The 25,982-nt window shown below is 59.0% G+C and carries 23 protein-coding genes and 1 pseudogene; 13 read left to right on the top strand and 11 right to left on the bottom strand.

What is annotated here, in order from left to right:
• The 3 genes from H8B20_RS14785 (at position 1) to H8B20_RS14775 (ending at position 2,897) form a co-directional block, all read left to right on the top strand.
• Positions 1 to 885 carry a LysR substrate-binding domain-containing protein gene (locus H8B20_RS14785; RefSeq protein ID WP_210623679.1) on the top strand — a complete coding sequence of 295 codons (885 nt, stop codon included), beginning with the start codon at positions 1 to 3 and terminating at the stop codon, positions 883 to 885.
• Positions 886 to 1,007: 122 nt separating this feature from the next.
• A complete protein-coding gene (locus tag H8B20_RS14780; RefSeq protein ID WP_210623678.1) occupies positions 1,008 to 2,504 on the top strand; it encodes a helix-turn-helix transcriptional regulator in 1,497 nt (498 codons plus the stop codon).
• Positions 2,505 to 2,639: 135 nt separating this feature from the next.
• Positions 2,640 to 2,897: a DUF1652 domain-containing protein gene (locus H8B20_RS14775; RefSeq protein WP_047301839.1), complete on the top strand. Its 258-nt coding sequence runs from the start codon at positions 2,640 to 2,642 to the stop codon at positions 2,895 to 2,897.
• Between the two features lie 635 nt (positions 2,898 to 3,532).
• Here H8B20_RS14775 and H8B20_RS14770 read toward each other — a convergent pair.
• The 3 genes from H8B20_RS14770 to H8B20_RS14760 all read right to left on the bottom strand — a co-directional run bounded on the left by H8B20_RS14770 (position 3,533) and on the right by H8B20_RS14760 (position 6,538).
• The gene (locus H8B20_RS14770) at positions 3,533 to 4,300 is read right to left on the bottom strand and encodes an SDR family oxidoreductase (RefSeq protein ID WP_042559635.1); all 768 of its coding nucleotides are present in this window, start codon (positions 4,298 to 4,300) and stop codon (positions 3,533 to 3,535) included.
• Positions 4,301 to 4,338: 38 nt separating this feature from the next.
• The gene (locus tag H8B20_RS14765; protein ID WP_210623676.1) at positions 4,339 to 5,406 is read right to left on the bottom strand and encodes a phosphotransferase family protein; all 1,068 of its coding nucleotides are present in this window, start codon (positions 5,404 to 5,406) and stop codon (positions 4,339 to 4,341) included.
• A 163-nt stretch (positions 5,407 to 5,569) separates the two neighbouring features.
• Positions 5,570 to 6,538, bottom strand: a complete 969-nt coding sequence (locus H8B20_RS14760; protein WP_210623674.1) for a 2-hydroxyacid dehydrogenase — start codon at positions 6,536 to 6,538, stop codon at positions 5,570 to 5,572.
• 316 nt (positions 6,539 to 6,854) lie between these two features.
• On the opposite strand from H8B20_RS14760, the gene H8B20_RS27840 reads away from it, so the two are divergent.
• From H8B20_RS27840 to H8B20_RS14745, 3 genes are all read left to right on the top strand, one after another.
• Positions 6,855 to 7,109, top strand: coding sequence for a hypothetical protein (locus H8B20_RS27840; RefSeq protein ID WP_228732689.1), 255 nt, complete (start codon positions 6,855 to 6,857; stop codon positions 7,107 to 7,109).
• Between the two features lie 168 nt (positions 7,110 to 7,277).
• The gene (locus H8B20_RS14750) at positions 7,278 to 7,460 is read left to right on the top strand and encodes a hypothetical protein (RefSeq protein ID WP_150597952.1); all 183 of its coding nucleotides are present in this window, start codon (positions 7,278 to 7,280) and stop codon (positions 7,458 to 7,460) included.
• 253 nt (positions 7,461 to 7,713) lie between these two features.
• A complete protein-coding gene (locus H8B20_RS14745) occupies positions 7,714 to 8,994 on the top strand; it encodes an HAAAP family serine/threonine permease (RefSeq protein ID WP_210623672.1) in 1,281 nt (426 codons plus the stop codon).
• Between the two features lie 266 nt (positions 8,995 to 9,260).
• Here H8B20_RS14745 and acnB read toward each other — a convergent pair whose 3' ends face one another.
• Entirely contained in the window at positions 9,261 to 11,870 is a 2,610-nt protein-coding gene (gene acnB, locus H8B20_RS14740) for a bifunctional aconitate hydratase 2/2-methylisocitrate dehydratase (RefSeq protein ID WP_042559629.1), read from the bottom strand.
• A 470-nt stretch (positions 11,871 to 12,340) separates the two neighbouring features.
• On the opposite strand from acnB, the gene H8B20_RS14735 reads away from it, so the two are divergent.
• Complete coding sequence (locus tag H8B20_RS14735) at positions 12,341 to 12,811, top strand: DUF1289 domain-containing protein (RefSeq protein ID WP_047301825.1); 471 nt, start codon at positions 12,341 to 12,343, stop codon at positions 12,809 to 12,811.
• 87 nt (positions 12,812 to 12,898) lie between these two features.
• Here H8B20_RS14735 and H8B20_RS14730 read toward each other — a convergent pair whose 3' ends face one another.
• The gene (locus tag H8B20_RS14730) at positions 12,899 to 13,762 is read right to left on the bottom strand and encodes a universal stress protein (RefSeq protein ID WP_210623670.1); all 864 of its coding nucleotides are present in this window, start codon (positions 13,760 to 13,762) and stop codon (positions 12,899 to 12,901) included.
• A 159-nt stretch (positions 13,763 to 13,921) separates the two neighbouring features.
• Here H8B20_RS14730 and H8B20_RS14725 point away from each other — a divergent pair, with 159 nt between their 5' ends.
• The 3 genes from H8B20_RS14725 (at position 13,922) to H8B20_RS14715 (ending at position 16,763) form a co-directional block, all read left to right on the top strand.
• Complete coding sequence (locus H8B20_RS14725; protein ID WP_042559626.1) at positions 13,922 to 14,530, top strand: MiaE family protein; 609 nt, start codon at positions 13,922 to 13,924, stop codon at positions 14,528 to 14,530.
• Between the two features lie 238 nt (positions 14,531 to 14,768).
• The gene (locus H8B20_RS14720; RefSeq protein WP_210623931.1) at positions 14,769 to 15,476 is read left to right on the top strand and encodes a response regulator; all 708 of its coding nucleotides are present in this window, start codon (positions 14,769 to 14,771) and stop codon (positions 15,474 to 15,476) included.
• Positions 15,477 to 16,763 (top strand): ATP-binding protein, encoded by a 1,287-nt coding sequence (locus H8B20_RS14715; protein WP_210623668.1) that lies wholly within the window; start codon positions 15,477 to 15,479, stop codon positions 16,761 to 16,763.
• 316 nt (positions 16,764 to 17,079) lie between these two features.
• On the opposite strand, the pseudogene H8B20_RS28290 reads toward H8B20_RS14715, so the two are convergent.
• A pseudogene (locus tag H8B20_RS28290) lies at positions 17,080 to 17,178 on the bottom strand (GFA family protein); the annotation flags it as partial.
• Between the two features lie 147 nt (positions 17,179 to 17,325).
• Here H8B20_RS28290 and glsB point away from each other — a divergent pair.
• Positions 17,326 to 18,234, top strand: a complete 909-nt coding sequence (gene glsB / locus H8B20_RS14710) for a glutaminase B (protein WP_047301820.1) — start codon at positions 17,326 to 17,328, stop codon at positions 18,232 to 18,234.
• A gap of 201 nt (positions 18,235 to 18,435) precedes the next feature.
• On the top strand, positions 18,436 to 19,938 hold the full coding sequence (locus H8B20_RS14705; protein WP_210623666.1) for an aldehyde dehydrogenase family protein: 1,503 nt from the start codon (positions 18,436 to 18,438) through the stop codon (positions 19,936 to 19,938).
• 93 nt (positions 19,939 to 20,031) lie between these two features.
• Here H8B20_RS14705 and H8B20_RS14700 read toward each other — a convergent pair whose 3' ends face one another.
• Entirely contained in the window at positions 20,032 to 20,685 is a 654-nt protein-coding gene (locus tag H8B20_RS14700) for a carbonic anhydrase (protein WP_115147428.1), read from the bottom strand.
• Positions 20,686 to 20,745: 60 nt separating this feature from the next.
• Positions 20,746 to 21,213 carry a cyanase gene (gene cynS, locus H8B20_RS14695; RefSeq protein WP_042559621.1) on the bottom strand — a complete coding sequence of 156 codons (468 nt, stop codon included), beginning with the start codon at positions 21,211 to 21,213 and terminating at the stop codon, positions 20,746 to 20,748.
• A 121-nt stretch (positions 21,214 to 21,334) separates the two neighbouring features.
• Here cynS and cynR point away from each other — a divergent pair, with 121 nt between their 5' ends.
• The gene (gene cynR, locus H8B20_RS14690) at positions 21,335 to 22,222 is read left to right on the top strand and encodes a transcriptional regulator CynR (RefSeq protein ID WP_210623664.1); all 888 of its coding nucleotides are present in this window, start codon (positions 21,335 to 21,337) and stop codon (positions 22,220 to 22,222) included.
• Between the two features lie 229 nt (positions 22,223 to 22,451).
• Here the strand turns inward: cynR and H8B20_RS14685 are convergent, their stop codons facing one another.
• From H8B20_RS14685 to H8B20_RS14675, 3 genes are all read right to left on the bottom strand, one after another.
• Positions 22,452 to 22,781 carry a hypothetical protein gene (locus H8B20_RS14685; RefSeq protein ID WP_042559618.1) on the bottom strand — a complete coding sequence of 110 codons (330 nt, stop codon included), beginning with the start codon at positions 22,779 to 22,781 and terminating at the stop codon, positions 22,452 to 22,454.
• A 509-nt stretch (positions 22,782 to 23,290) separates the two neighbouring features.
• Positions 23,291 to 23,794: a GNAT family N-acetyltransferase gene (locus tag H8B20_RS14680; protein WP_210623662.1), complete on the bottom strand. Its 504-nt coding sequence runs from the start codon at positions 23,792 to 23,794 to the stop codon at positions 23,291 to 23,293.
• 48 nt (positions 23,795 to 23,842) lie between these two features.
• Positions 23,843 to 25,789, bottom strand: a complete 1,947-nt coding sequence (locus tag H8B20_RS14675; RefSeq protein ID WP_210623660.1) for a DNA topoisomerase III — start codon at positions 25,787 to 25,789, stop codon at positions 23,843 to 23,845.
• Positions 25,790 to 25,982 lie beyond the last annotated feature (193 nt).

Here is a 25,982-nt window from a genome sequence, read left to right as displayed (position 1 = left end):
ATGGATCTGCGTCTGCTGCGGTATTTCATGGCCCTGGCCGATGAACTGCATTTCGGCCGTGCCGCCGAGCGGCTGCACATCTGTCAGCCGCCGTTGAGCCAACAGATTCGTCTGCTGGAAGAGGAACTCGGCACGCCGCTGTTTGAGCGCAGTCATCATCGCGTCGAGCTGACTGCTGCGGGGCAGATGCTCAAGGAGCAGGCGCCGCTGGTATTCGAACAGCTTGAACGCGCCCTGGACCTGACCCGGCAAACCGGGCGCGGGCAGCTCGGTGAGCTGGAAATCGGCATGATCAGCTCGGTGATGGTCGGCGTGCTGCCCAAGGCGCTGCATCTTTTCCGAGAGCGCTATCCGCACGTCACCTGGCGTTTGCATGAAATGACCCCGGCGGCGCAGGTCAAGGCATTGAAGGAGAAACGCATCGACGCCTGCGTGTTCCGCGTGGGCTATGACGACCCGCAATTGCGCAATGAATTGCTGATCTACGAGCCGATCCATGTGGTGATGCCAGCGGATCATCCGTTGGCTGGTCGCGACGTGTTGGCCCCGGCGGATCTGGCGCTGGAGCCGTTTGTGGCGATGGAGTTGAAGCAGTCACGGTTTGCCAATTTCCTCTACCAGTGCTGCATTCAGGCCGGCTTCACGCCGCAGATTCGCCAGCAGGTGATCGAGGTGCAGACCCTGCTCAGCCTGGTGCGTGCGGGTTTTGGTGTGGCGCTGTTGCCAGCGTCCATCGAACAGTTGGCGCCGGCGGGCCTGGTGTTCCGCAACCTGACCCCGGCGTTGCCGGAAGTGCCGCTGTACGTCACGTATCGCGCGGATGATGCTTCGCCGGTGCTCAAGCTGTTTCTCGATACCCTGCGTGAATTGCGCGAACCCCCCTGAACCTCCTACAGGGTGTCTGTCGTGCGAATACAAGGGGATATGCGTAGTGCAACGTCGCGGCGCACGATCTCGGTGCCGCGCGGTCGTAACCTTCACATGGGCGTATCACTTGTGGAGATCCAATGAGCCAGGAAGTCCTGACCCGCGAAACCAATCGTCGTCAGTTGCAGCAGATCATCGCCGGGCTGTCCGACGGTGTGATTTTGCTCGAGCTCGATCAGAGCATCCTCTGGGCCAACGAAGCGGCGCTGGCCATGCACGGCGTCAGCCGGATCGGCGAGTTGGGCACGAATGCCGACGAGTACGCCAAGCGCTTCAGCCTGCGCTATCGCAACAATCATATGGTGCCGCCCGAAAACTATCCGATCAGCCGCGTTGCGCGTTGCGAAGTCTTCAGTGACGTCTTGATCGAGGTGTTCACGGTGGATGATCCGGAGCGCGTCTGGGTTCATAGCGTGCGCAGCATGGTGCTGACCGACCGCGAAGGGCAGCCAGAGTCGCTGGTGCTGATCATGAGCGACGTCACCGATTGGGCCAACGCAGAGCTGCGTTTCGAAAAAACCTTCAACGCCAACCCGGCGCCGGCGGTGATCTGCCGTCTCAGCGACTTGCGTTACATCAAGGTCAATCCGGGGTTTCTGGAGATGACTGGTTATACCCGCGACCAAGTGATCGGCACTTCGGCCTATGAAATAGACATTTTCGAGCAGGCCGAGAAAAGAGATCTGGCCATCCAGCGCCTGCGCGACGTGGCGACCATTCCGCAGATGCAGGCCGAGTTGCGCCTGCCCGATGGCAGCAGCAAGCAAGTGATTGTCGCCGGGCAACCCCTGCTGCTCAACGATGAGCAATGCATGTTGTTTTCCTTCGTTGATGTGGAGCTGCGCCGCCGGGCTGAGGTGGCGCTGCGCCAGAGCGAGGAACGCTTCGCCACGGCTTTTCGACTGACCCCGGTGCCGATTCTGATTTGCACGGCCGACGATCAGCAAATCATGGACGTCAATCAGGCTTTCCTCGATTCCCTGACCTATACCAGTGATGACGTATTGGGCAAAACCGTGACGCAACTGGACTTTATCGACGACGAAGGCGCCCGGAATCGCCTGCTGACGGCGTTGGCAAAAAGCGGTCGGGTTGACCGGGTGGATTTGCGCGTGCGCAAAAGGGATGCCGATCTGCTGGAATGCGCGGTGTCCGCCGATACCGTCAACATTCACGACGTACCGTGCTACCTGCTGGTGCTGATGGACATCACCGAGCGCAAACGTACCGAGCTTGAACTGGTGTCTGCGATTGAGGAGGTGATGAAAGACGCCTCCTGGTTCAGTCGTACGCTGATCGAAAAACTGGCGAATGTGAAGAAGATCAATTCACCGCAACTGCCGAGCGTGTCGTTCACCGATCTGACGGCACGGGAACGTGATGTGCTTGGCCTGATCTGCGAAGGCCTGGCGGACAAGGAGATTGCGGCGCGCTTGAAACTGGCGCCGAACACTGTGCGCAATCATGTGGCGACGGTGTATTCCAAGCTCGATGTGCATAGCCGCAGCGAGGCGATTGTGTGGGCGCGGGAGCGCGGGCTGTTTTCCGGTGAGTGGCGCACCAAGGGGCAACGTTAGGTGCAAATGCACTAGTGGGCAGGGTGCAAATTGATGTGTTGGGGCGAGGACACTTTTTTTAGTCTGTTGGAGTGCGGTACAAGCCTTTTCGGCTTGGGATCGCGTCCCTTCGATACAGATTAAGGAACGGCCTCAATGATCAATCTTGCGCAGTTGCGCGCCCAGCTTGAGCACAGTTTTGCGCCGCTGGCGTGTGAGTGTTCGGTGGATGGCGATCATTCGCTGACGGTAAAGCTTTATCACCCGGTGTCGGGGCAGGTCGATCTGGTGATCAGTGGCTTGAAGCTCAATGCCTTGCGTACGCCTGAGTCGGTGGCGGCTTTGATCGATGAATTGCGGTATGAGTTGGAGAGTAATTCTTTGCGCTCTTCTCGGGATACTGATCTGGCCTAGGCATTTGCTTGTGCGTGGGGCTGGGTTGTCAGCGATGGCGGCCTGACTGGCGACGGGAGATTTAAGTCTTAGGCTCTCGAATCCCAACGCAAAATCGACAGCCAATGGCCCCGCACACCTGCGGTTTACTGGCGCTCGCGAAGGTCTCGTCTATAAAGAATGAGTGGTCAGGTTTTCCGTGGGCGTTTTGGTCGCGGAAGTTTGTCTCCCCTTTATCGCGGGTCGTCCTATGAACAGTCTTGGGAAACGCGTGTGTTTGCCGTCGTCACTGGCTTTTTGCGTGGCGTTGTTGGCCGGTTGTGCCAGTCCGCCGCCGCCTCCACCTGTAGCGCCACCTCCACCGCCGGAACGTACTTGTCAGGTCATCGAGAACACTGAGGTGGCGGGGGATGCTTATGTCGACGAGCAGGTGACTCGACATATCACTACTACCCGTTGTGTCACTCAATAACGCCGGCGGGGCGCAAGTCTCGGGTTGTGCTGGCAATTGCCCAAAGTGCTTGATGAATGAAATACATACCTTGTGGGAGCGAGCCTGCTCGCGAAAGCGGTATCTCAGTTAACCAATAGGTTGACTGACATGGCCTCTTCGCGAGCAGGCTCGCTCCCACAGGGTCAGCTGTTTGCCTCGAGTATCAGGACAGGAAACCACCATCCACGTTCAGCGAAACCCCAGTGGTGTAGCTCGACGCATCACTCGCCAGATACAGCACCGCCCCCGCCATTTCACTCGGATCCGCCACGCGCTTGAGCGGGATCTGCGTCAATGCTTGCTTGAGAATCGCATCGTTTTTCACCAGTGCCGAGGCGAATTTGGTGTCGGTCAGACCCGGCAGCAGGGCGTTGCAGCGGATGCCGAATTGCGCGCACTCCTTGGCGAAGACCTTGGTCATGTTGATCACCGCTGCTTTGGTCACCGAATAGATGCCTTGGAACACGCCCGGCGAAATACCGTTGATCGACGCGACGTTGATGATGCTGCCACCGCCGTTTTCGCGCATCAGCTTGCCCGCTTCCACGGACATGAAGAAGTAGCCGCGAATGTTCACATCGACGGTCTTCTGGAAAGCGCCGAGGTCGGTGTCCAGCACGTTGCAGAACTGTGGGTTAGTCGCGGCGTTGTTGACCAGAATATCCAGGCGCCCGAACTGTTCCTTGATCCCGGCGAACACCTGGCTGATCTGCTCCATTTCCCCGATGTGGCAGGCAACCGCAGTGGCTTTGCCGCCAGCGGCGATGATCGCGTCGGCGACATGTTGGCAGCCGTCGAGTTTGCGGCTCGAGACGATCACGTGGGCGCCTTGCTGGGCCAGCAGTTTGGCAATGGCTTCACCAATGCCACGGCTGGCGCCGGAGACGAAAGCGATCTTGCCGTCGAGGTCGAACAACTGAGTCTTGGACATGGGATTCCCTTGTGAAAATTTTTGTTGGAGGGCCTGGATCAGAGGCTTGATTTCTGGATGACCTGCAAGCTCATCTGCTCCAGCAGTTTGTTCATGTGAATGAACTGCGCGAAGCGTTTGTCCTGGGTCTGGCCATGGTAGAAGCGGTAGTAGATCTGCTGCACGATGCCGGCCAGGCGGAACAGACCGTAGGTGTAGTAGAAGTCGAAATTGTCGATCTGGATGCCCGAACGCTCGGCGTAATAGTCGACGAATTCGCGGCGGGTCAGCATGCCCGGTGCGTGGCTCGGCTGGCGGCGCATCAGTTGCACTGGCGCCGGGTCGTCGGCTTCGATCCAGTAGGCGAGGGTGTTGCCCAGATCCATCAGCGGATCGCCCAGGGTGGTCAGTTCCCAGTCGAGCACGCCGATGATCTGCATCGGGTTGTGCGGGTCGAGGATGACGTTGTCGAAGCGATAGTCGTTATGGACGATGCTTGAGGTTGGGTGATCGGCTGGCATCTTTTCGTTGAGCCAGGCTTTGACCGCTTCCCAGTGAGGCGCGTCCGGGGTCAGGGCTTTTTCGTAGCGTTCGCTCCAGCCTCTGATCTGACGGGCCACGTAGCCTTCGGGTTTGCCCAGATCGCCCAGGCCGCAAGCGTTGTAGTCGACCTGGTGCAGTTCGACGAAGCGGTCGATGAAGCCCTTGCACAGTGCTTCGGTTTTCGCCGAATCGAGGCCCAGTTCCGGCGGCAGTTCCGAGCGCAGGATAATTCCGTTGACCCGCTCCATCACGTAGAACTCTGCGCCGATCACCGATTCGTCGGTGCAGTGCACATAGGCTTTGGGGCAATACGGGAAGCCGTCGCGCAACTGATTGAGAATGCGGAATTCGCGGCCCATGTCGTGGGCGGATTTGGCCTTGTGGCCGAACGGCGGCCGGCGCAAGACGAACTCCTGCTGCGCGTATTCCAGCAGATAAGTCAGGTTCGACGCACCACCGGGAAACTGGCTGATCGCCGGGGAGCCGCTCAGGCCCGGAATGTGTGCCTTGAGGTACGGATCAATCAGGCTGGCATCGAGTTCTTCGCCAGAGCGGATACGGGTGGACTGGTCAGTAAGCGCCATGCTTATCCCTTCTGCTTATTTTGTAGGCCAGACATCATTGGCTAATCTAATGGCGCGCCGGGACGGCCACAAGCGCGCTGCGGTCTTATAGGTTAGCGTGTTGCCCGATAATCACCTGTGGGAATGTGCAGGGCGGGGTGGGTAAATGGCGGCGCGTGATCCTCTAGTGCACGCGTTGATTGTTGATTTTCGGCGGTAACTGAATCGGTGTGAGCACCGGTTGCCCGGAGAAGAACGCCTGCAGATTTTTCCCCACCAGTTCTACCGTGCCTTGGGTCGCTTCCGGTGACAGACCGGCGACGTGAGGCGTGAGCAACACATTACTCAGGGTTTTCAGCGCATCCGGTACATGCGGCTCATGGTCGAAGACGTCCAGCGCAGCGCCGGCTATGCGTCGCTGCTCCAGCGCGGTGATGAGGTCCGCCGTGGCGATCACACTGGCTCGGGCAATGTTGACGATGAAACCGTTCGGCCCCAGCGCATCGAGCACCGCACGCGTCACCAGATGCTGCGTGCCGATCCCGCCCGGCGTGGCGACGATAAGGAAATCGGACGCCCGCGCCAGTTCGTTCGGGGTTGAGCAAAACGCGTAAGGCACCTCGCTGCGCACCTGACGGCTGTGATAGCTGATCTGCATGTCGAACCCAAGGCTGGCACGTTTGGCGATCGCCAGACCCACTGCACCCAAGCCAAGAATGCCCAGCCGTTTGCCAGACAGGGACGGGCGCATGATCTTTGGCCATTCTCCTCGGCGCACAGCGGCATCGCAGCGCGGAATATCGCGCACCAACGCCAGCAGCATCGCCATCGCATGATCAGCCACCGACGAGGCGTTGACCCCGGCGCCGTTGGTCACGGTAATTCCGCGATCACTGGCGGCTTGCAGGTCGACCTGTTCGTAACCGGCACCGATCACCGTGATGATTTTCAACGCCGGCAGCGCGGCAATTTCATCGGCGGTCAGGCCTAACGGACCACGGGTCAGCACTGCATCGATCCGCGTGCCGTGGGTGGCGATGGCCTGTGCGCGTTCGGCAGGTGTGGGGGCAAGGATCAGGTGAAAGCCCTGGTGCTCGAGAATCGGTAAATAGTCATTGATGGTTTCAACCAGTACCAGAACGGTGGCGGGCATTGCGCGGCTCCTTTGAACAATGGCGGTTCAGTCGCGAAGTCGTAGCAGAGTGCTGATTCCTGAGCGGATTGGCAATGACTGAGCGCTGCCCCGTTTCAGCCAGTGTAGGAGCTGAAACGGGGAGCGCGCGGGCACTTCGTCAGAAGGCCGGTGCGGGGCAATAACTCAGCGAAAAGCGGGATCGGGGTTTTTTCTGATGTCGAGGCGAACGAGGGGCGTGGGCAGGCTCCATGGGGCAGGGGACTCATTCACGCTAGACCCTGTGGGCGGGATTGAAAGGATCAGGTGTCTTGAGCGACGCGTTCGCGAGCAGGCTTTGGCTGAGCTGGCGACCAATCAATTGCTCGATAACTGGGTGCCGCCGCGGTTTCCACTGCGATTCTGTATGAGCCAGCCTACCCAACTCGCGGATTTTGCCTACGAAATCGCCGGATTCATCTGCTATCTGGTAAGGGATAAACAGGAAATCATAGGGCACAAAGTAGCTCGGGCAGTCAGTGCCAATAGCCAAGGACGGCGCATGCTTCAGGATGATCGCGAAAATCTGGAACTTGAAAAGCTTCAAAATTAAACGCGGAAACTGGTTGTTGAGAGGCTCAAACTCATGGCGGAGGAAGGCAAGTTAAAGCGAGAAAAATTCTGGTACCCAGTCGCGGTAGGAACCGGGGTTCTAACTGCTTTTGCTGCTGTATTAAGTCTTTTGGTGAAGTTTTAAGTTAACCCGCAAAGGAGAATAATCATGACCCTGGAAGAACGCGTTGCCAGAATTGAACGTCTGTATCGAGAGGACGCCGAGCTTGCCGAAAAGGTGCCAGACCTGTCCCCGGCGGAAATTCGCTCAGAGTTGTTCAGGTTCAGCATGGGGGCACTATTTGCATTGGTGATGCTGACCCTCGGCACGGTAGTTCTCCGTTGGCTCTGAAGCGACTCGGTGAACGACTTCGGCGCGAAAGTATATTCAAAAACGACACTGCACATACCCAGCGCCGACAGCTAATTTCCCAAAAACGACACCCCTCTCATCTGCTCCGCACAACCATTCCTCAGCTAAGTCTTTGCTTCTGCTCATTTATCACGGAGAATCGCGCCCCTGTTTCGGCCGGAGCATGTCTGTCGGTTTTTTCCGACGCGTCCTGACCGAGTGGCAAGTGACCGGAATGCGGAGATCCGACCGGATGAATGATCAGGCCAAAAGCGTTGATCAACGCTTTGATGCAGCAGCACCCGCTGAACTTTCGAGCTGGAATCGCCAGGACACCACCTGGATGTTGGGACTGTTCGGGACGGCCATCGGCGCCGGCACCCTGTACTTGCCGATCAACGCAGGGATCGGTGGCTTCTGGCCGCTGGTGATCCTCTCGCTGTTGGCCTTCCCCATGACGTTCTACGCACACCGCGGTCTGACCCGGTTTGTGCTGTCCGGTCGCGAAGGCGCCGACATCACTGACGTGGTCGAAGAGCATTTCGGCATCAAGGCCGGCGCGCTGATCACACTGCTGTATTTCCTTGCCATCTTCCCGATCCTGCTGATCTACAGCGTCGGTCTGACCAACACGGTCGCCAGTTTCCTCGAGCATCAACTGCACATCACGCCGCCGCCGCGCGCGTTGCTGTCGTTCGTGCTGATCCTTGGTTTGCTGGCTGTGGTGCGTTGTGGCGAGCAGGCGATCGTCAAGGCGATGAGCTTGCTGGTCTATCCGTTCATCGTCGCGCTGCTGTTCCTCGCGGTGTACCTGATTCCGCACTGGAACGGCGGCATCCTCACCACCGTGTCGCAAGTCCCCGCGCCGTCGGAGCTGCTGCACACGCTGTGGCTGGCGATTCCGGTAATCGTGTTCTCGTTCAACCACTCGCCGATCATCTCGGCGTTCGCGGTCGATCAAAAGCGCCGTTACGGCACCCACGCCGATGAGCGCAGCTCGCAAATTCTGTGTCGTGCGCACCTGCTGATGGTGGTGATGGTGCTGTTCTTCGTGTTCAGCTGCGTGCTGACACTGTCGCCAGCTCAACTGGCTGAAGCGAAGGACCAGAACCTGTCGATCCTGTCGTACCTGGCCAACCACTTCAGCAACCCGACCATCGCGTTCGTGGCACCGCTGATTGCGTTCGTGGCGATTTCCAAGTCGTTCCTCGGTCACTACATCGGTGCCAGTGAAGGCCTGAAAGGTCTGATCATCAAGAGCGGCAAGCGTCCCGGCGCCAAGGCGCTGGATCGCATCGTGGCGGCTTTCATGCTGGTGGTGTGCTGGATCGTGGCGACGTTGAATCCGAGCATCCTCGGCATGATCGAGACCATCGGTGGTCCGGTCATCGCGGCGATCCTGTTCCTGATGCCGATGTATGCAATCCGCAAAGTGCCGGCGATGGCGCGCTTTCGTGGTCAAGCGTCCAACGTGTTTGTCACCGTGGTAGGTCTTGTGGCGATTTCGGCGGTGGTTTACAAACTGACGATGTAAAGCAAGATCAACAGAAAAACCGCTGCACACGATGTGCGCAGCGGTTTTTTTTCGTCTGGAAAGACGATGGTACCTGACACGCCGCCATCGCTGGCAAGCCAGCTCCCACAGGGATTGCGGGTGTTTGCGCATTGGTGCGCATCACACAGAACACAGTGGGAGCTGGCCTGCCAGCGATGAGGCCGGAGCATGCGGCGACTCTTCTGCAGGCATAAAAAAACGCCGCTCATCTCGCGATGGGCGGCGTTTTTCATGGCGTTGTAACGTTAGGCTTGAACGACCGGGATGTTGGCGTTCGCAGCAGCTTCACGGAACTCGGCGATCTGGTCGAAGGACAGGTAACGGTAGATATCGGCCGCCATGCTGTCGATCTTGCCAGCGTATTCCATGTACTCCTCGACGGTCGGCAGGCGACCCAGGATCGAAGCAACCGACGCCAGCTCGGCCGAGGCCAGGTAGACGTTAGCGCCGTCGCCCAGACGGTTCGGGAAGTTACGGGTCGACGTGGAGACCACGGTGCTGTTCGGCTCAACGCGTGCCTGGTTACCCATGCACAGCGAGCAGCCTGGCATTTCCATGCGCGCGCCAGCCTTGCCGTAGATGCCGTAGTAGCCCTCTTCGGTCAGTTGGTGAGCGTCCATCTTGGTCGGCGGCGACAGCCACAGACGGGTTGGCAGCTGACCCTTGACCTGATCCAGCAGTTTACCGGCAGCGCGGAAGTGACCAATGTTGGTCATGCACGAACCGATGAACACTTCGTCGATCTTCTCGCCTGCAACGCTGGACAGCAGACGGGCGTCGTCCGGATCGTTTGGTGCGCAGAGCACAGGCTCGCTGATGTCGGCCAGGTCGATTTCGATGATTTCGGCGTATTCGGCGTCAGCATCGGCTTCCATCAGCTCAGGGTTGGCAACCCAGGCTTCCATCGCTTGTGCGCGACGTTCCAGAGTACGTGCATCGCCGTAGCCTTCGCCGATCATCCAGCGCAGCAGGGTGATGTTGGAGTTCAGGTACTCGGTGATCGACTCTTTCGACAGCTTGATGGTGCAACCGGCAGCCGAGCGTTCGGCCGAGGCGTCGGACAGCTCGAAAGCCTGTTCCAGCGTCAGACCTTCCAGGCCTTCGATTTCCAGGATGCGGCCGGAGAAGGCGTTTTTCTTGCCTTTCTTCTCGACGGTCAGCAGACCGTTCTGGATAGCGAAGTAAGGAATGGCATGAACCAGGTCACGCAGGGTGATGCCAGGTTTCATTTTGCCTTTGAAGCGCACCAGGATCGATTCCGGCATGTCCAGCGGCATGACGCCGGTGGCAGCGGCGAACGCGACCAGACCGGAGCCGGCCGGGAACGAGATGCCCATCGGGAAACGGGTGTGCGAGTCACCACCGGTACCGACGGTGTCCGGCAGCAGCATGCGGTTCAGCCACGAGTGGATGATGCCGTCGCCCGGACGCAGGGAAACGCCGCCGCGGGTCATGATGAAGTCAGGCAGGGTGTGGTGGGTGGTCACGTCGATCGGCTTTGGATAAGCCGCGGTGTGGCAGAAAGACTGCATCACCAGATCAGCGGAGAAGCCCAGGCACGCGAGGTCTTTCAGTTCGTCACGGGTCATTGGACCGGTGGTGTCCTGAGAACCTACGGTGGTCATCTTCGGTTCGCAGTAGGTGCCAGGACGAACGCCTTTGCCTTCTGCCAGACCGCAAGCCTTGCCGACCATTTTCTGCGCCAGGGTGAAACCCTTGGTGCTTTCAATTGGGGCATCCGGCTTCTTGAACAGATCGAACGGTGGCAGACCCAGTTCGGCGCGAGCCTTCTCGGTCAGGCCACGGCCGATGATCAGCGGGATACGGCCGCCAGCGCGAACTTCGTCCAACAGCACCGGAGTCTTCATTTCGAAGGTGGTCAGGACTTCGTCGGTGCCGTGTTTGCAGACTTTGCCAGCATGCGGGTACAGGTCGATCACGTCGCCCATGTGCATGTTGGAAACGTCGAATTCGATTGGCAGTGCGCCGGCATCTTCCATGGTGTTGTAGAAGATCGGAGCGATTTTGCTGCCGAAGCAGAAACCGCCAGCGCGCTTGTTCGGCACGTAAGGAACGTCGTCGCCGAAGAACCACAGTACCGAGTTGGTTGCCGATTTACGCGACGAACCGGTACCGACCACGTCACCGACGTAGGCGATCGGGAAGCCTTGACCGCGCATTTCTTCGATCTGCTTCATCGGGCCGATGGCGCCCTGCTGATCAGGAACGATGCCGTCGCGAGCCATTTTCAGCATGGCCAGGGCGTGCAGCGGGATGTCTGGACGCGACCAGGCATCTGGAGCCGGGGACAGGTCGTCGGTGTTGGTTTCGCCGGTTACCTTGAACACGCGCAGGCTGATCTTGTCGGCCAGGGTCGGGCGGTTCTTGAACCACTCGCCGTCAGCCCAGGATTGCAGCACGGCTTTGGCGTGAACGTTGCCGTTCTTGGCTTTTTCGGCCACGTCGTGGAACGCGTCGAACATCAGCAGGGTGTGCTTGAGTTGTGCGGCAGCGACTGGCGCCAGCTCGGCGTCGTCCAGCAGGTCAACCAGGGTCACGATGTTGTAGCCGCCCTGCATGGTGCCGAGCAGTTCTACAGCGCGCTTCTTGTCCAGCAGAGGGGAGGAGACTTCGCCCTTGGCCAGAGCAGACAGGAAGCCGGCCTTTACATAGGCAGCTTCGTCCACACCTGGTGGAATGCGATTGGTGATCAGGTCAACGAGAAAAGCTTCTTCGCCAGCCGGAGGATTCTTCAACAGCTCGACCAGGCCGGCTGTTTGTTCGGCGTTAAGCGGCTGGGGAACGATACCCAGTGCTGCGCGCTCTTCGATATGTTTGCGGTAGGCTTCAAGCACAGTTATTACCCTCATCAGTGGTCCCAAATGGGTGTCCGGGACGCTCGTCGCGAAATGCTCGTACTCATGCGCTGCGTGGCGTTGTGGGCCACTTAGCCAGAATTACCGACCATTCCTTACAGAAGCTGCTTTCAAAGTTTTACGCCTGCAGAGGGGGAGCTGATGAGGGTTGGCGTTGGGCTTTTCCCCGCTGGAAAAACCCGTCGCCAACACCGCTCTGAAGGAACGACTGTGCTCGTGACGCTTTGAAAACAGCTTCTAACGGACATTTGCGCCTTAAAAGGCTGGCTGATTCTACGGCAAAAAAAATTTTAAGGTAAGTCGGGCTCTATTGGACTTTGGTGGCGTTGTGCGCGGCCGGGCCAAACACCGGGCCGGTGCTTGCCCCTGACGTTTGAGGGGTGATCAATGCCTGACAAAGGGCTAACATGCCGACCTGTTCCGCGTTTTAGTGCCTTTGCCTACCTTATATGCCCAATCAGACCATCAAGACCCCCTGCGTCGGCCTCTGCTCCACTGTTTACGGTGATCTGGTGTGCCGTGGCTGCAAGCGTTTCCATCACGAAGTGATCAATTGGAATGGTTACGGCGAGGAGGAAAAACGTGCGGTGTGGCTGCGTCTGGAGCAGTTGCTGTCACAAGTGATGGCGAGCAAGGTCGAGATTTTCGACCCGGCGCGGCTGCGTCAGCAGCTCGAGCAGCGCAAGATCCGCTTCGTGCCGCATCAGTCGGAATATTGCTGGGCGTATCAACTGATTGCCCGTGGCGCGCGGGTGATCATTAATCTGGAAGCCTACGGCATGGTGTTGCTGCCGGAGTTTCGTGACTGGGGTCTGCCGCAATTGCGCGATGCCATTGATCGGGAATTCTTCCTGCTTTCGGAAGCGCATTATGAGCGCTACATCGCCCCCGGATTTCTCAAAGACGCCTTTGGCGCCTGAAAGTCAAAAGATCGCAGCCTTCGGCAACTCCTACAGGTAGGACGCATTCCCTTGTAGGAGCTGCCGAAGGCTGCGATCTTTTGATCTTTATTGTTTTACCGCCAACTCCACCAGATGATCCTCAACCTCCTGCGGCTTGAGCACCAGCACATCACTCTCCAGCGCATCCAGTATCACTTCGGCCGTATTCCCGATCAACGCCCCTGACAATCCGGAACGCGCGACGGTGCCAATCACCGTGACCGCCGCTTGCAGCTTGTGGGCCATAAACGGAATCAACACATCCGCCGGACCTTCCTCGATATGCAGGTGCGCGTCATCAACGTCGAACTCGGCTTGAAATGCCCGGCATTGCTCGCGATATCGCGCTGCGATGGTTTCGCTGAGCTGCAACGTCGGGTCGGCCGCCGACAGCATCGGCGACGGGTGGGCGCTGATCACGTGCAGGTGCGCCTTGGCCAGGCTGGCAATGTCATAGCCGTGATCGATGATCGTCGTGTGCAGATGCCGATGCTCCCCATCGGTATTTCCTACGTCGATCGCCGCCATAATCACTTTGTCCTTCCACGAAGTTGAGGTTTTCACCAGCAGCACCGGTGTAGGGCAGTGACGCAGCAGTTTCCAGTCGGCGGGTGTCAGCAGCGCTTTTTTCAACGAGCTGTCGGGGAAATGCTGTTTGATCACCAGCCCGCAACCTTCGGCTTGCTGCACATCGATGATGGTTTCGTGCAGGCTCTCGTTCCATGCCTGTTCGGTGGTCACGCTGTAACCGTCCGCCAGCAGCGCGGTTTTGAGCACGCTGAGCATGCCGGCGTGATCATGCTTCCTGTCGCACACCAGCAGGTGCAAATGGGCCTGGGTCACGCCAGCGATCAGTTTGGCGCGCTTGAGCGCCAGGCTTTCCGAATGTTCGGGTTCGATGACCACCAGAATGCTGCGAATGGCTTGCATGAGCGGAGTCTCCAACAAAGAAAAGGCACGGCGTTGCACAACTATAGTTGCTGCTTGAACACCTGCGACTTGATGCATATCAACGCCAGCCGCTGGTGGTCTGTCCGCAGGCCGGTATAATCGGCGCCCTTCGCTCGAACACCTTTTGCCGTGAGCCCCATGATCCTTCCCGAAATCCACGAATTCCTTGGCTGCCGCACCCCCGACGCCTGGGTCCAGGCCGCACTGGCCGATCAGGAAACCCTGCTGATTGACCATAAGAACTGCGAGTTCAAGGCTGCCAGCACCGCGCTTAGCCTGATAGCCAAGTACCATTCCCACGTCGACCTCATCAACATGATGTCGCGTCTGGCCCGGGAAGAACTGGTGCACCACGAACAAGTCATGCGCCTGATGAAGCGCCGCAAGATCGAACTGCGCCAGCTCCACGCCGGCCGCTACGCTTCGAGCCTGCGCAAAGTGGTGCGCAGCCACGAGCCGGTGAAACTGGTGGATACTCTGGTGGTGGGCGCGTTTATCGAAGCGCGCAGTTGCGAGCGTTTCGAAGCACTGGTGCCGCATTTGGACGAAGAACTCGGCAAGTTCTACTTTGGTCTGTTGAAAAGCGAGGCACGGCATTTTCAGGGTTATCTGAAACTGGCTTATCAATATGGTGAGGCGAAGGATGTTGCGCAGGTGGTTGAAAGAGTTCGCGCCGCCGAGCAGGAGTTGATCGAATCGCCGGATACGGAATTCCGCTTCCACAGCGGCGTGCCTGCCGCTGTGTGAACCCGTCTATGTAGGAGCTGCCGAAGGCTGCGATCTTTTGATCTTGCTTCCAAAATCAAAATCAAAAGATCGCAGCCTGCGGCAGCTCCTGCATGGATACTGTTAAAAACTCTTAAGAGTATGAAACATCACCGAAAACCGGCCCCCGCGGCCGGTTTTTGCTGCCCGCGATAAACGTCTTGCCCCTGAATGCCGCCATAATGCCGCCCACTTCACAGACGGTTGGCAGATGGTCGTTATGGATAACCTGGGTTTTGGCAAAGTCCTGCTGGTGGAAGACGATGAGCGCCTCGCCACGCTGATCGCCCACTTCCTCGAACAACATGGCTACGAGGTGCGCACGGTGCATCGCGGTGATCTGGCCGTGGCGGCTTTTCTGGAGTTCAGACCCAAAGTCGTGGTGCTCGACCTGATGCTGCCGGGGCAGAGCGGTCTGCATGTGTGCCGGGAAATACGCAGTGTGTCGGACACGCCGATTGTCATCCTGACGGCCAAGGAAGACGACCTCGATCATATTCTCGGCCTGGAGTCCGGTGCTGATGACTACGTGATCAAACCGATCAAGCCGCCAGTGCTGCTGGCCCGATTGCGCGCCTTGCAGCGCCGGCAGGTGCCGGACAGCAGTGTGGTGCATTTCCTTGAATTCGGTCAGTTGAGCGTCGATCGCAGTTGCCGCGAAGTGCGATTGGCAGGCGAGATCATCGAACTGACCACCATGGAGTTCGAGCTGCTGTGGCTGCTGGCCAGTGCCGCCGGCAATACGCTGTCGCGCGATGACATCCTCAATCGCATGCGCGGTATTGCCTTTGATGGGCTTAACCGCAGCGTCGACGTGTACATCAGCAAGCTGCGCAACAAGCTCAAGGACAACCCTCGCGAACCAGTGTGCATCAAGACCGTGTGGGGCAAAGGTTATCTGTTCAATCCGTTTGCGTGGGAGTTGTAGATGCTGCGGTTATTCCTCGGGCTGTTTCTGGTGATGACGGTCGGTCTGGTACTGGCGTTGCAGACTGTCGAACACACTTTCAACGCGTTGCTCGACAACCAGATGCAGGCCTACAACCGCGAGGCGGTGCGCGGTCAGGCGTGGTCATTGGTGGACCATTTGCGCGGACCCCAGGGCGCCGATCGTGAGCAGAAACTGGAGAGCTTGCGGCCGCATTACGGCCTGTCACTGAAAATGGTCGAGGCCGATCAACTGGCCCTGACGCCAGAGGAAAAAGCCCAGTTGGCGCAGAATGTGCTGGTGATCCGCGACAACTACACCCAGTTCATCAGCAACATAGACGGCGGTTCGCAGGTGCTCAGCATCAAACTCCCGCCAGAACCGAGCCTGATGCCGTTCTACATCGCCGCGGCTTACGGGATGCTGGCGGTGTTGATCGGCATCGTCCTGTTTTTCTGGGTGCGCCCGCACTGGCGTGACCTGGAGAAACTGCGTCTGGCGGCAGAGCGTTTTGGCGACAACGATCTGTCGGCACGCATTCAGTTGTCCAAACGCTCGAACATCCGCGATCTGGCCGAGCACTTCAATTTGATGGCGGCGCGCATCGAAGGCCTGATCGCCAATCAACGTGAACTGACCAATGCCGTCTCCCATGAGCTGCGCACGCCGATTGCGCGGCTGTCGTTCGAACTCGACCAGCTCAAGCAGTTGCCGGACGCCAGTCAGAACCGCGAACTGATTGCCGACATGTACGCCGACCTTGGCGAGTTGGAGGAAATGGTTTCGGAACTGCTCACCTACGCCAGCCTTGAGCGGGGTGCGACGGTGATCAAGCGCGAGAACATCCAGGCGGCCAATTGGCTCGATAGTGTCGTCGGCAGCGTGGCGCTAGAGGCGGAAGCAGCGGGAGTGCAGTTGTTGATCGGCGAGTGCCGGCTCGACACGGTGCGCATCGAACCGCGCTTCATGGCGCGGGCAGTGATCAACCTGCTGCGCAATGCCATTCGCTATGCCGAGCAGCGAGTGGAAGTGACGCTGGTGCGCACCGGGGACTGTTACGAAGTGCGGGTCAACGACGACGGGCCCGGCGTACCGGTGCATGGCCGGGAGAAGATTTTCGAACCGTTCTCGCGTCTGGATGCCAGCCGCGATCGGCGTACCGGTGGTTTTGGATTGGGGCTGGCGCTGGTGCGGCGGGTGTCGCAGTCCCATGGCGGCCAGGTTGAAGTCGGCGATTCGCCGTGGGGCGGAGCGTCGTTTCGGATGACGTGGGCGCATCTGGATTAATGCTGTTGGCTGTAACGGCCTTATCGCTGGCAAGCCAGCTTCCACAGGATTTGTAGGTGTATCGGGATGGCTTGCGTGCCTGTGCTGACCCCGTCGCGAGCGGGCTCACTCCTACAGTTGAAACGCGGTCCCCTGTGGGAGCTGGCTTGCCAGCGATGAGGCCGGGATCTGCAACATTGATGTTGACTGGTTCACCGCTATCGCTGGCAAGCCTGAATCTCCCACAGGGGATAAAGGCGACTTCCGGAAATTTTTATTGGGTCAGCCCGAGGCGTTCATGCCATTGGGCGATGGACTCTTCAGGGTAACGCTCGAATTGAATCTTGCGGCAGATCGAGCAATAGCAGCGTTGATAAGGGTAGGGGTGGGCACTGGTGAGGCTGAACGAAACCTCGCCGCAATGGCATAGCCTTATAGGTGCATGGGTGCTCTCCGATAGCAGGGTTGAGCGCTTGAGCCTGGATCATTCTGCCGGGTGCCTGCCGGTGTGATTCGACGCGCGCCCGCAGCGTCTAGCCCCTGTGTCCCCGCAATCCCATGGGGCGAGACTTCGGAACCCGGCATGCAAGCGCTGTTGAACGAGATCCTTGACGCTGTCCGGCCGCTGATCGGGCAGGGCAAGGTGGCTGATTATATTCCCGCCCTCGGCACCGTGCCGGCCAATCAATTGGGCATCGCCGTGTACGGCAATGATGGCGAGATGTATTGCGCTGGCGACGCCGAAACGCCGTTTTCGGTGCAGAGTATTTCCAAGGTGTTCAGCCTGGTGCAGGCCATCGATCATTCTGGCGAAGCGATCTGGGAACGCCTTGGCCATGAGCCGTCCGGTCAGCCGTTCAACTCGCTGGTGCAGCTGGAATTCGAGCGCGGGCGCCCACGCAACCCGTTCATCAACGCTGGTGCGCTGGTGATCTGCGATATCAACCAGTCGCGTTTCGCCGCACCGACCCTGTCGATGCGTGATTTCGTCCGGCGTCTGTCGGGCAACCCGCAGATCATGATCGACGGCAAAGTCGCCGACTCCGAATATCAGCATCGCGCGCGCAATGCGGCGATGGCTTACCTGATGCAGTCCTTCGGCAATTTCCACAACGACGTCGAAGCGGTGCTGCGCAGTTACTTCAGCCACTGCGCGCTGCGCATGAACTGCATCGATCTGGCCCGGGCGTTCTGCTTCCTGGCCAATGATGGTTATTGCAAACACAGCGGTGAACAGATTCTGACTCGGCGTCAGACTCAGCAGGTCAACTCGATCATGGCCACCAGTGGTCTGTACGACGAGGCGGGCAACTTCGCCTATCGCGTCGGTCTGCCAGGGAAAAGCGGCGTCGGCGGCGGGATCGTCGCGGTAGTGCCGGGGCAATTCACGGTGTGCGTGTGGTCGCCAGAGCTGAATGCCGCGGGCAATTCGCTGGCGGGGATGGCGGCGCTGGAGATGCTCAGTTCGCGGATTGGCTGGTCGGTGTTTTAACCCTATGGCACGAACGCTGTAAAAACCTGTGGGAGCTGGCTTGCCAGCGATAGCGGCGGATCAGGCAACATCAATTTTGAATGTGCCGGCCTCATCGCTCGCAAGCCAAATCCCACAGGGTTAGTCATGTTTGCAGAAGGTGTATTTCAGCGAAGAATCCTATACATTTTCCGACCGCCCTCTGCATGGTGAATCCGCTTCATGTCTCTTGCGCTCGAACGTCTAGTCGCTGGCACGCCGATCCCTTTCGCTGGTAACCGCGTCACCGTGGTCAGCCCCGAGCTGGCTGCGCGTTTTCAGCCCGGTGACCACCTTTTGGTGGAGCAGGTGAGTGGCGAGTTATTGCTGATTCCGGTGGTGGATCAAAAAGCGGCTTCTGTTGCGATCGAGCGCGCGGCTGCGGCGTTTAGCGCATTGTCGGCGGTGTCGGACGAGGCGATCAGCCAATTCTTCGATCTGTTCGCGCAACGTCTGGAAACTGCCGAATGCTGGGCGCAGATCGAAGCCGCCAACCTCACCGATATCGAGCGTGCCAAGGCACGCGGGCGCTCCACTACACGGCTGCTCGCCGATGAGCGCATGCGCCGCGACATGATTGCCGGTCTGCGGGCCTGGCGTGATGCGCCGCCGACGCGCGGCAAAGTCATCAGCAGCGTCGAGCACGACGGCTGGAAGGTCGAGCAAGTGGTTTCGCCACTGGGCATTGTCGCGTTTGTCTTCGAAGGTCGCCCGAATGTATTTGCCGATGCTGCCGGGGTTCTGCGCACCGGCAACACTGCGGTGCTGCGCATTGGCAGTGATGCGTTGGGCACGGCGCAAGCCATCGTCACTCACGCTTTGAACCCGGCGCTGGCGGCAGCGGGTCTTCCGGCCGGGGCTGTGTCGTTGGTGGAGAGCGTCAATCACGCAGCCGGTTGGGCGATGTTTGCCGATCGGCGCCTGTCGCTGGCGGTGGCTCGCGGATCGGGGCGTGCGGTCAGTCAGTTGGGCAGCATTGCGCAGCAGGCGGGGACTGCGGTCAGTCTGCATGGCACCGGTGGTGCGTGGTTGATTGCCGATCGAGACGCTGACGCTCAGCGCTTCGCGGCCGTGGTGCGCAACTCGCTGGATCGCAAGGTCTGCAACACCCTGAATGTCTGCCTGATTCAGCGCGAACGTACTGCTGAACTGGTGCCGCTGTTCCTTGATGCGTTGCAACAGGCCGGCAACGCACGCGGGCAGGGCTGCAAGTTGCACATCGTCGAAGGCAGTGAAAACTGCCTGCCGACCGAATGGCAGAACGCGACGGTGCAGGTTTATCGTGCCGAGGGTTATCAGACTGAAGCGTTGGCCGAACCACTGGCGGAATCTGCGTTGGGCCGCGAGTGGGAATGGGAGGAAACGCCGGAAGTCAGCCTGATGATCGTTGAAGATCTGGATCAGGCGATTGCGCTGTTCAACCGTTATAGCCCGCAATTCACCGTGTCGCTGATCAGTGAAAGTACGCAGGTTCAGGAGCGTTTTTACAACGCAGTCAACGCACCGTTCGTGGGCAACGGCATCACCCGTTGGGTCGATGGTCAATACGCCCTGAACAAGCCGGAACTGGGGCTTTCGAACTGGGAGAGCGGGCGGTTGTTTGCGCGCAGTGCGATCCTTTCGGGGGATGGCGTATTTACTGTTCGCAGTCGCATGACTCAAACGGATCTCACCGTAAAACGCTGAACGGCATACCTTGTGTAGGAGCTGCCGCAGGCTGCGATCTTTAAAGGCCAGATCAAACGATCGCAGCCTTCGGCAGCTCCTACAGGCGTCTATTCAGGCAGCGGCTTTTGCTTGAACTGCGCAAACTGCCGGTTGCTCGGCCAGCGGTACAAAGGTGCGGCGGTCCGAGGACAACGCATCAATCGAGCCGGTCTCGATGTCGTACACCCAGCCATGCAAATTCAGCAGGCCTTTCTCCTGCGCCAGGCGCACGCTCGGATGGGTCTGGATATTCGCCAATTGCGCGATCACGTTTTCGCGCACCATCGAACTCAATTTCGCCGCGTCACTGGCATGCGGCCGCGCCTCATTCACCACTTTCGCCGACTCGGCATGCTGCAGCCAACCGCTGACAGCGGGCAGGTGATCCATGCACTTGCACTGGGCAATCGCCGTCATCGCACCGCAGTCCGAGTGGCCGCAGATCACAATGTCGGTGACGCCGAGCACCGCCACGGCGTATTCCACCGTCGCCGAAACCCCTCCCGGATGCGGGCTGTAGGACGGCACGATATTGCCGGCATTGCGGATCACAAACAGTTCGCCGGGTTCTTGCTGGGTCAGCAGTTCCGGCACGACACGGCTGTCGGAACAGGTGATGAATAATGTGCCGGGCTGTTGGGTGGTCGCCAGGTGTTTGAACAGTTCGGTGCGTTGCGGGAAGGCTTCGTTCTGAAACTTCAGGAAACCGTCGATCAGGGCTTTCATGTGCATGTCCTCTTCAATGGAGATCGGTGGGCCCGCACGCGAGGTGCGGGCCGGGGCGCATCAGAACGGACGCAGTGGCAGGAACTTGCCGTCGAGCGTGACCACGGCGCGGGAACCGCCTTCCGGGTCTTCGACTTTCTTGATGTCCAGTTTGAAGTTGATCGCGCTGATGATGCCGTCGCCGAATTGCTCATGAACCAGGGCTTTGAGGGTGGTGCCGTAGATCTGGATCATCTCGTGGAAACGGTAGATGGTCGGATCGGTCGGCACGCCGCTGAGGCTGCCGCGCAACGGGATGATTTGCATCGCCGATACATCGGCTGCATCCAGCTCAAGTTTGTCTCCGACCACTTGGGCAGCGTTTTCCGGCAGAGGATGCTGGCCGAGCAGGGCGGCGGTGACGAACGCCAGGCTCAGGCCGGTGCCGTCGGTGAGATCCTGCCACGACAGATTTTTGCGTGCCTTGGCGTCGAGAATGCGGGTGGTCAGGGCCAGGCTGGTGTCGTTGTAGGCGTGGGACTGTTGCATGGTGTCACTCCTTTCAGGGGTTGGCTTGCTGTGTGGGATTGATCTTCTGCCGATTGGCTCATAGCGTCCAAGATCCATATACAATGCTTTGCATAAGCCCTGCCTATAGATGGTCTACCCGATGCTGTTAAGACATTTGCGTTATCTGCTCGCCGTTGCCGATCACGGCGGCTTCACCCGCGCTGCTGAAGCGCTGCATGTGTCACAGCCGACGCTGTCACAACAGATTCGTCAGCTCGAGGAAACCCTGGGCGTGAACCTGTTTGATCGCACCTCACGATCGGTCAAGCCGACCGATGCCGGCGAGGCCTATATCGAATGCGCGCGGCGGGTGCTGGTGGAGTTGGAGGCGGGCAAGCGGGCGCTGCATGACGTAAAGGATCTGTCGCGTGGCACCCTGCGTCTGGCCATGACGCCGACGTTCATGGCGTATCTGGTCGGGCCGCTGGTGCGCGACTACATGGCGCGATTTCCGGGGATTCATCTGGAAATTTTCGAGTTGTCGATGGATGACATTGAGGCGGGTCTGGCGGATGACTCGCTGGATATCGCCATTGCCTTCACCCCGGTGCGCAATGCGGATCTTGAATGTATTCCGGCGTTCACCGAAGCATTGGGAATCATGGTGGGGCGCGAGCACCCGCTGTACGACAGCACGTTGAGGCTGACACCGGATGACATCGCACAGCTGGATTTTGCCTTGCTGGCGCCGGACTACATCACGCGCTTATCGGTGGATGAGTATTTCCGTCAGCACGGCATCACGCCCAAGGTGCGTATTGAAGTGAATTCGGTCAGTACGCTGCTGGAGGTGGTGCGACATTCGCCGATTGCGACGATGTTGCCGGAGGCGATTGCGACTGAGGATCGCGCTTTGCGCAGGCTGCGGGTAGAAAGCGAAGCGCCGCAGCGAGGGGCGGCGTTGTTGCGGCGCAGGAATAATTATCACAGTGCGGCGGCGGTGGCGTTTGTGGAACTGGTGTTGAGCATGGGAAGCCCCTCACCCTAACCCTCTCCCGGAGGGAGAGGGGACTGACCGAGGTGTTGGTGGCTAATGCGCCGACCTGAAATATTGAAGTTTGTATATCGCAAGCACGCTCGAGATCGGCTCCCTCTCCCTCCGGGAGAGGGCTGGGGTGAGGGGATAGATTTAACTAACACCACAAAGCTTACGCCATACACAAAAAAGGGCCTGCTCCATCGCTGGAAGCAGGCCCTCTTGTTATTTAAGTTGTAAATCAGCAGAACCGATCAATCACCCGAACTTCATTCTTGTTCTGCATCGAGTCCCACGCTTGTTTCAGCGTCTGCAGAACATTACCGATGAAGTCCTTGTCGGCCGCGGCTTTTTTGCCGACATAACCTTGGCCGCGGCGGTACATCTTCAGGCGGGCCAGCAGGTTCTGATTGTTGCGGTCGAACTCTTCTTCGCCAGCGTGGGGCGCCAAGCAGTCGATATGCACTTGGCCCGATTTGCTGATCCACAGAATATGGCTGTCGAGGCTGTCTTTTTGCGCAGCGAACATACGAGCCAGTTCTTCGATAGTAGGTTGATTGTTCAGATTCATGATTTTGCCCCTTGACCAGTTTGGTGATCTTTCTAAGTTGATTCGCTAATACAGGTAGCCCATCGGTTAGTTGATCCCTGGCACCGAAACCAGGACGTCAGCGGTCGCCCGTTTGAAATACGGGGTCGTGCATCTGTTGCATGTAGTCGTGTTGAATAACTGCTACGCGATAGCGTCACAACGAGGAGAAGCAGCGAAAACCGGGAGGCCCTTGTCGACATTTTCAGGGTCGACCACAAGCGTCTTGAGAATTTTCGCCAGCGCTTCTCGTCCTTGTACTGGACGTTCAGGCCAGGTCAGCTTCTTCAATCTGCCTTGTGGGCAGCGTGTATCCGGAAAAAACAACTCGGCGGTCAGACGAGTTTGCTCAAGCGTGTTACCCGTGTTCCCGATCGGGGAACGTCTTCATCATGCAAAAGCAAAACGACGCCGTCAACGGTTTTGTAGTGATTATTTTTGTGCACTACATGTTGTCGGACAAAGCTGTTTTGGAATGAGAACGGATCCGTTCAGGCAACGGAAACGGGGCTGCGCAGGGTGTAGAAGGTGCACGGGTAACCGTCTACATCGCGGTGGCTCAAGGTGAATTCGACGCCGACCAATTCCGGCATCAGCCTGGCCCAGAAGCGTTGTGCAGGCAGGTTGGCGTCGATATGGAAAATCTGCCACCGACCGGGGATTTGGCTCAAGAGGGCAGAGACGACAAACTGCGCGACGCCTTGGCCACGCATGCGCCGGGTGACGAAGAAGTAGCCGATATTGAATTCGGCGCCGTCGATGTGGGTATCTTCATCCACCGTGATGAAGCCGGCGAGTTCGCCATCGACGCGGATCAGAAAGGGTCGGGTGGCCGGGTGGCGCCAGTAAGCGTCTTTTGGCTGGAGGGCGAAGAAGCCATGCCCGGCGAGCTTCAGTGGCAGCCATTCGCTTAAGTCGTACATGTAGAACTGCATCAGGTTTTCGATGATTTGCAGTTCGTCACGCTGGGCGGGGTGGAGTTTGATGTCAGGCATGCTTTGGGTTCCTGAGGGTGATGAACCTTTCAGGAACAGTAGCGCGTTTTACTTTTTGGCTGCCGGTTTCGCCGTGCGTTTGGTTGTGCCGGTTGATTTGCTGCGCGTCGATTTGCGCTTGTTCTTCCACGGCGTAGCAGCCTTGCCGGCAGGCGGTGGGCCGCTGATGGTCAGGCTCAGGCCGGAACAGCGAGTCACCTGCTTGCTCATCCACGCCGCTTGCTTGGTGACGAATTCTTCCAGACTCATCTCACCGCTCTGCACCATGTCCAGCGCCTGCTCCCAGATCGCCGTGGTGCCGGGGTCGGCAATTGCTCGGGGGACGGCGTCGATCAGACTGAACGCCGCCGGTGTTGCCGCAAGTGCCTTGCCGTTTTTCACCAGATAACCGCGATCGAGCAAACCCTGAATGATCGATGCACGGGTGGCTTCGGTGCCGATACCGGTCGTGTCCTTGAGCTTTTGTTTGAGCAGCGGATCTTCCACCAGTTTGGCAACGTTTTTCATCGCCTTGATCAGATCGCCTTCGGTGTAGGGCTTGGGTGGCTGCGTCCACAAATCCTTGAGCTTCACATCGGCAACGGCGCAATCGATACCCTGGCCAAGCGTCGGCAAGGTTTGTGGTGCCGGCGCTTCACGGCCCTTGGTCGGTGCCAGTGCCTCGGGGAGTGCGCGCTTCCAGCCCGGTTCGATGATCTGTTTGCCGACTGCACGCAACGCTTCACCGGCGCAATCGAAATCAGCCTGGGTGCGGTCGTATTCATGGTTGGGCAGAAACTGCGCCAGATACCGCGCGCGGATGAGTGTGTAGACCGCTCGGTGCTTGCCCGTCAGGCGTTCAAGGTTCTTCGCCGCAGCGGTCGGGATGATGCCGTGGTGCGCGGTGACCTTGCTGTCGTTCCACGCCCGGGAGCGACGTTGCGGCTCTAGAAAGCCTTGCAGCGCTTCGAGGCTCGGGTCGGCCTGACGCAGTGCCGCGAGAATCCCCGGTGCCTCACCGTGCTGGCTCAGCGGCAGAAAACCGCAATCGCTGCGCGGATAGGTGACGACTTTGTAGGTTTCGTAGAGTGCCTGGGCGATGTCGAGGGTTTCCTGCGCACCGAGGCCGAGTTTTTTCGAGCAGACTTCCTGCAACGTACCGAGGTCGAAAGGCAGGGGCGCCACTTCACGCATGCGCTCGGTGCGCAGCTTGACGACCCGAGCAGTGGCGGCGCTGCCGATCGCGGCGGCTGCTTGTTGCGCGAGTGCCTGATTCAAACAACGATCCTGATCATCACAGACGTCCGACGGCGCGCGCCATTGCGCGGTGAACGGCGTGCCGTTGTGCAGCAGTTGCACGTCGATCGCCCAAAACGGCACCGGCACGAAGTCGGCGATGCTGCGATCGCGATCCACCACCAGGCGCAATGTCGGCGTCTGTACTCGACCGACCGGCAATACACCTTGATAGCCCGACTGCCGACCGAGCAGGGTGAACAGGCGGCTCATGTTCATGCCGATCAACCAATCCGCCCGGGAGCGACCCAGTGCCGAGTGATACAGGCTGAACGTCTCGGCACTTGGCTTCAACGCGGCCAAGGCCTTGCGAATCGACGCCTCGTCCAGTGCCGACAGCCACAAGCGGCGGATCGGCCCGCGATAGCGGCAATGCTCGACCAGTTCCCGGGCAATCATCTCGCCCTCACGGTCGGCATCGGTGGCGATGATCAGTTCGCTGGCCTCGCCGAGCAGGCGTTTGACGGCTTTGTACTGACTGGCGGTTCGCGGCTTGACGGTCATTTTCCATTTGTCCGGAATGATCGGCAGATCCGCCAGTACCCAGCGCTTGTAGCGTGCGTCGTAGGCGTCCGGCGGAGCGGTTTCCAGCAAATGGCCGATGCACCAGGTCACCGTGACGTCTGTTCCCAGCCAGCAGCCGTCGCCCCGGCGCTTGGCACCGAGGACGGCCGCAATGTCTTTGGCCTGGGAAGGTTTTTCACAGAGGTACAGCCGCATAACTACCACGTCGATCAATGTCCGAAGAGGTGCACAGAATGGCCGCACTTACGCCCAGGGGCAACTTTTATCTGTATGGATATACAGATAAAAAGGATTGCCGGAAATGACGGGCATTCCGGGGACGGGGCAAGCACTATCGAAAAATCGATTAGCGCCCTGTCTGTGCCTGTGTCAGGTTTTTTGGCGATTC

This window comes from Pseudomonas sp. P42 (assembly GCF_017973755.1).
GTDB classification, from domain to species: domain Bacteria; phylum Pseudomonadota; class Gammaproteobacteria; order Pseudomonadales; family Pseudomonadaceae; genus Aquipseudomonas; species Aquipseudomonas iridis.
Note: the sequence above shows the minus strand (reverse complement) of the source record. Positions and strands in the feature narration are given on the sequence as shown.

What these genes read in the sequence shown, in the direction of transcription:
- H8B20_RS14785 (WP_210623679.1), top strand. Translation starts at nt 1, where the DNA reads ATGGATCTGCGTCTGCTGCGGTATTTCATGGCCCTGGCCGATGAACTG.
- H8B20_RS14780 (WP_210623678.1), top strand. Translation starts at nt 1,008, where the DNA reads ATGAGCCAGGAAGTCCTGACCCGCGAAACCAATCGTCGTCAGTTGCAG.
- H8B20_RS14775 (WP_047301839.1), top strand. Translation starts at nt 2,640, where the DNA reads ATGATCAATCTTGCGCAGTTGCGCGCCCAGCTTGAGCACAGTTTTGCG.
- H8B20_RS14770 (WP_042559635.1), bottom strand. Translation starts at nt 4,300, where the DNA reads ATGTCCAAGACTCAGTTGTTCGACCTCGACGGCAAGATCGCTTTCGTC.
- H8B20_RS14765 (WP_210623676.1), bottom strand. Translation starts at nt 5,406, where the DNA reads ATGGCGCTTACTGACCAGTCCACCCGTATCCGCTCTGGCGAAGAACTC.
- H8B20_RS14760 (WP_210623674.1), bottom strand. Translation starts at nt 6,538, where the DNA reads ATGCCCGCCACCGTTCTGGTACTGGTTGAAACCATCAATGACTATTTA.
- H8B20_RS14750 (WP_150597952.1), top strand. Translation starts at nt 7,278, where the DNA reads ATGACCCTGGAAGAACGCGTTGCCAGAATTGAACGTCTGTATCGAGAG.
- H8B20_RS14745 (WP_210623672.1), top strand. Translation starts at nt 7,714, where the DNA reads ATGAATGATCAGGCCAAAAGCGTTGATCAACGCTTTGATGCAGCAGCA.
- H8B20_RS14735 (WP_047301825.1), top strand. Translation starts at nt 12,341, where the DNA reads ATGCCCAATCAGACCATCAAGACCCCCTGCGTCGGCCTCTGCTCCACT.
- H8B20_RS14730 (WP_210623670.1), bottom strand. Translation starts at nt 13,762, where the DNA reads ATGCAAGCCATTCGCAGCATTCTGGTGGTCATCGAACCCGAACATTCG.
- H8B20_RS14725 (WP_042559626.1), top strand. Translation starts at nt 13,922, where the DNA reads ATGATCCTTCCCGAAATCCACGAATTCCTTGGCTGCCGCACCCCCGAC.
- H8B20_RS14720 (WP_210623931.1), top strand. Translation starts at nt 14,769, where the DNA reads ATGGATAACCTGGGTTTTGGCAAAGTCCTGCTGGTGGAAGACGATGAG.
- H8B20_RS14715 (WP_210623668.1), top strand. Translation starts at nt 15,477, where the DNA reads ATGCTGCGGTTATTCCTCGGGCTGTTTCTGGTGATGACGGTCGGTCTG.
- glsB (WP_047301820.1), top strand. Translation starts at nt 17,326, where the DNA reads ATGCAAGCGCTGTTGAACGAGATCCTTGACGCTGTCCGGCCGCTGATC.
- H8B20_RS14705 (WP_210623666.1), top strand. Translation starts at nt 18,436, where the DNA reads ATGTCTCTTGCGCTCGAACGTCTAGTCGCTGGCACGCCGATCCCTTTC.
- H8B20_RS14700 (WP_115147428.1), bottom strand. Translation starts at nt 20,685, where the DNA reads ATGAAAGCCCTGATCGACGGTTTCCTGAAGTTTCAGAACGAAGCCTTC.
- cynS (WP_042559621.1), bottom strand. Translation starts at nt 21,213, where the DNA reads ATGCAACAGTCCCACGCCTACAACGACACCAGCCTGGCCCTGACCACC.
- cynR (WP_210623664.1), top strand. Translation starts at nt 21,335, where the DNA reads ATGCTGTTAAGACATTTGCGTTATCTGCTCGCCGTTGCCGATCACGGC.
- H8B20_RS14685 (WP_042559618.1), bottom strand. Translation starts at nt 22,781, where the DNA reads ATGAATCTGAACAATCAACCTACTATCGAAGAACTGGCTCGTATGTTC.
- H8B20_RS14680 (WP_210623662.1), bottom strand. Translation starts at nt 23,794, where the DNA reads ATGCCTGACATCAAACTCCACCCCGCCCAGCGTGACGAACTGCAAATC.
- H8B20_RS14675 (WP_210623660.1), bottom strand. Translation starts at nt 25,789, where the DNA reads ATGCGGCTGTACCTCTGTGAAAAACCTTCCCAGGCCAAAGACATTGCG.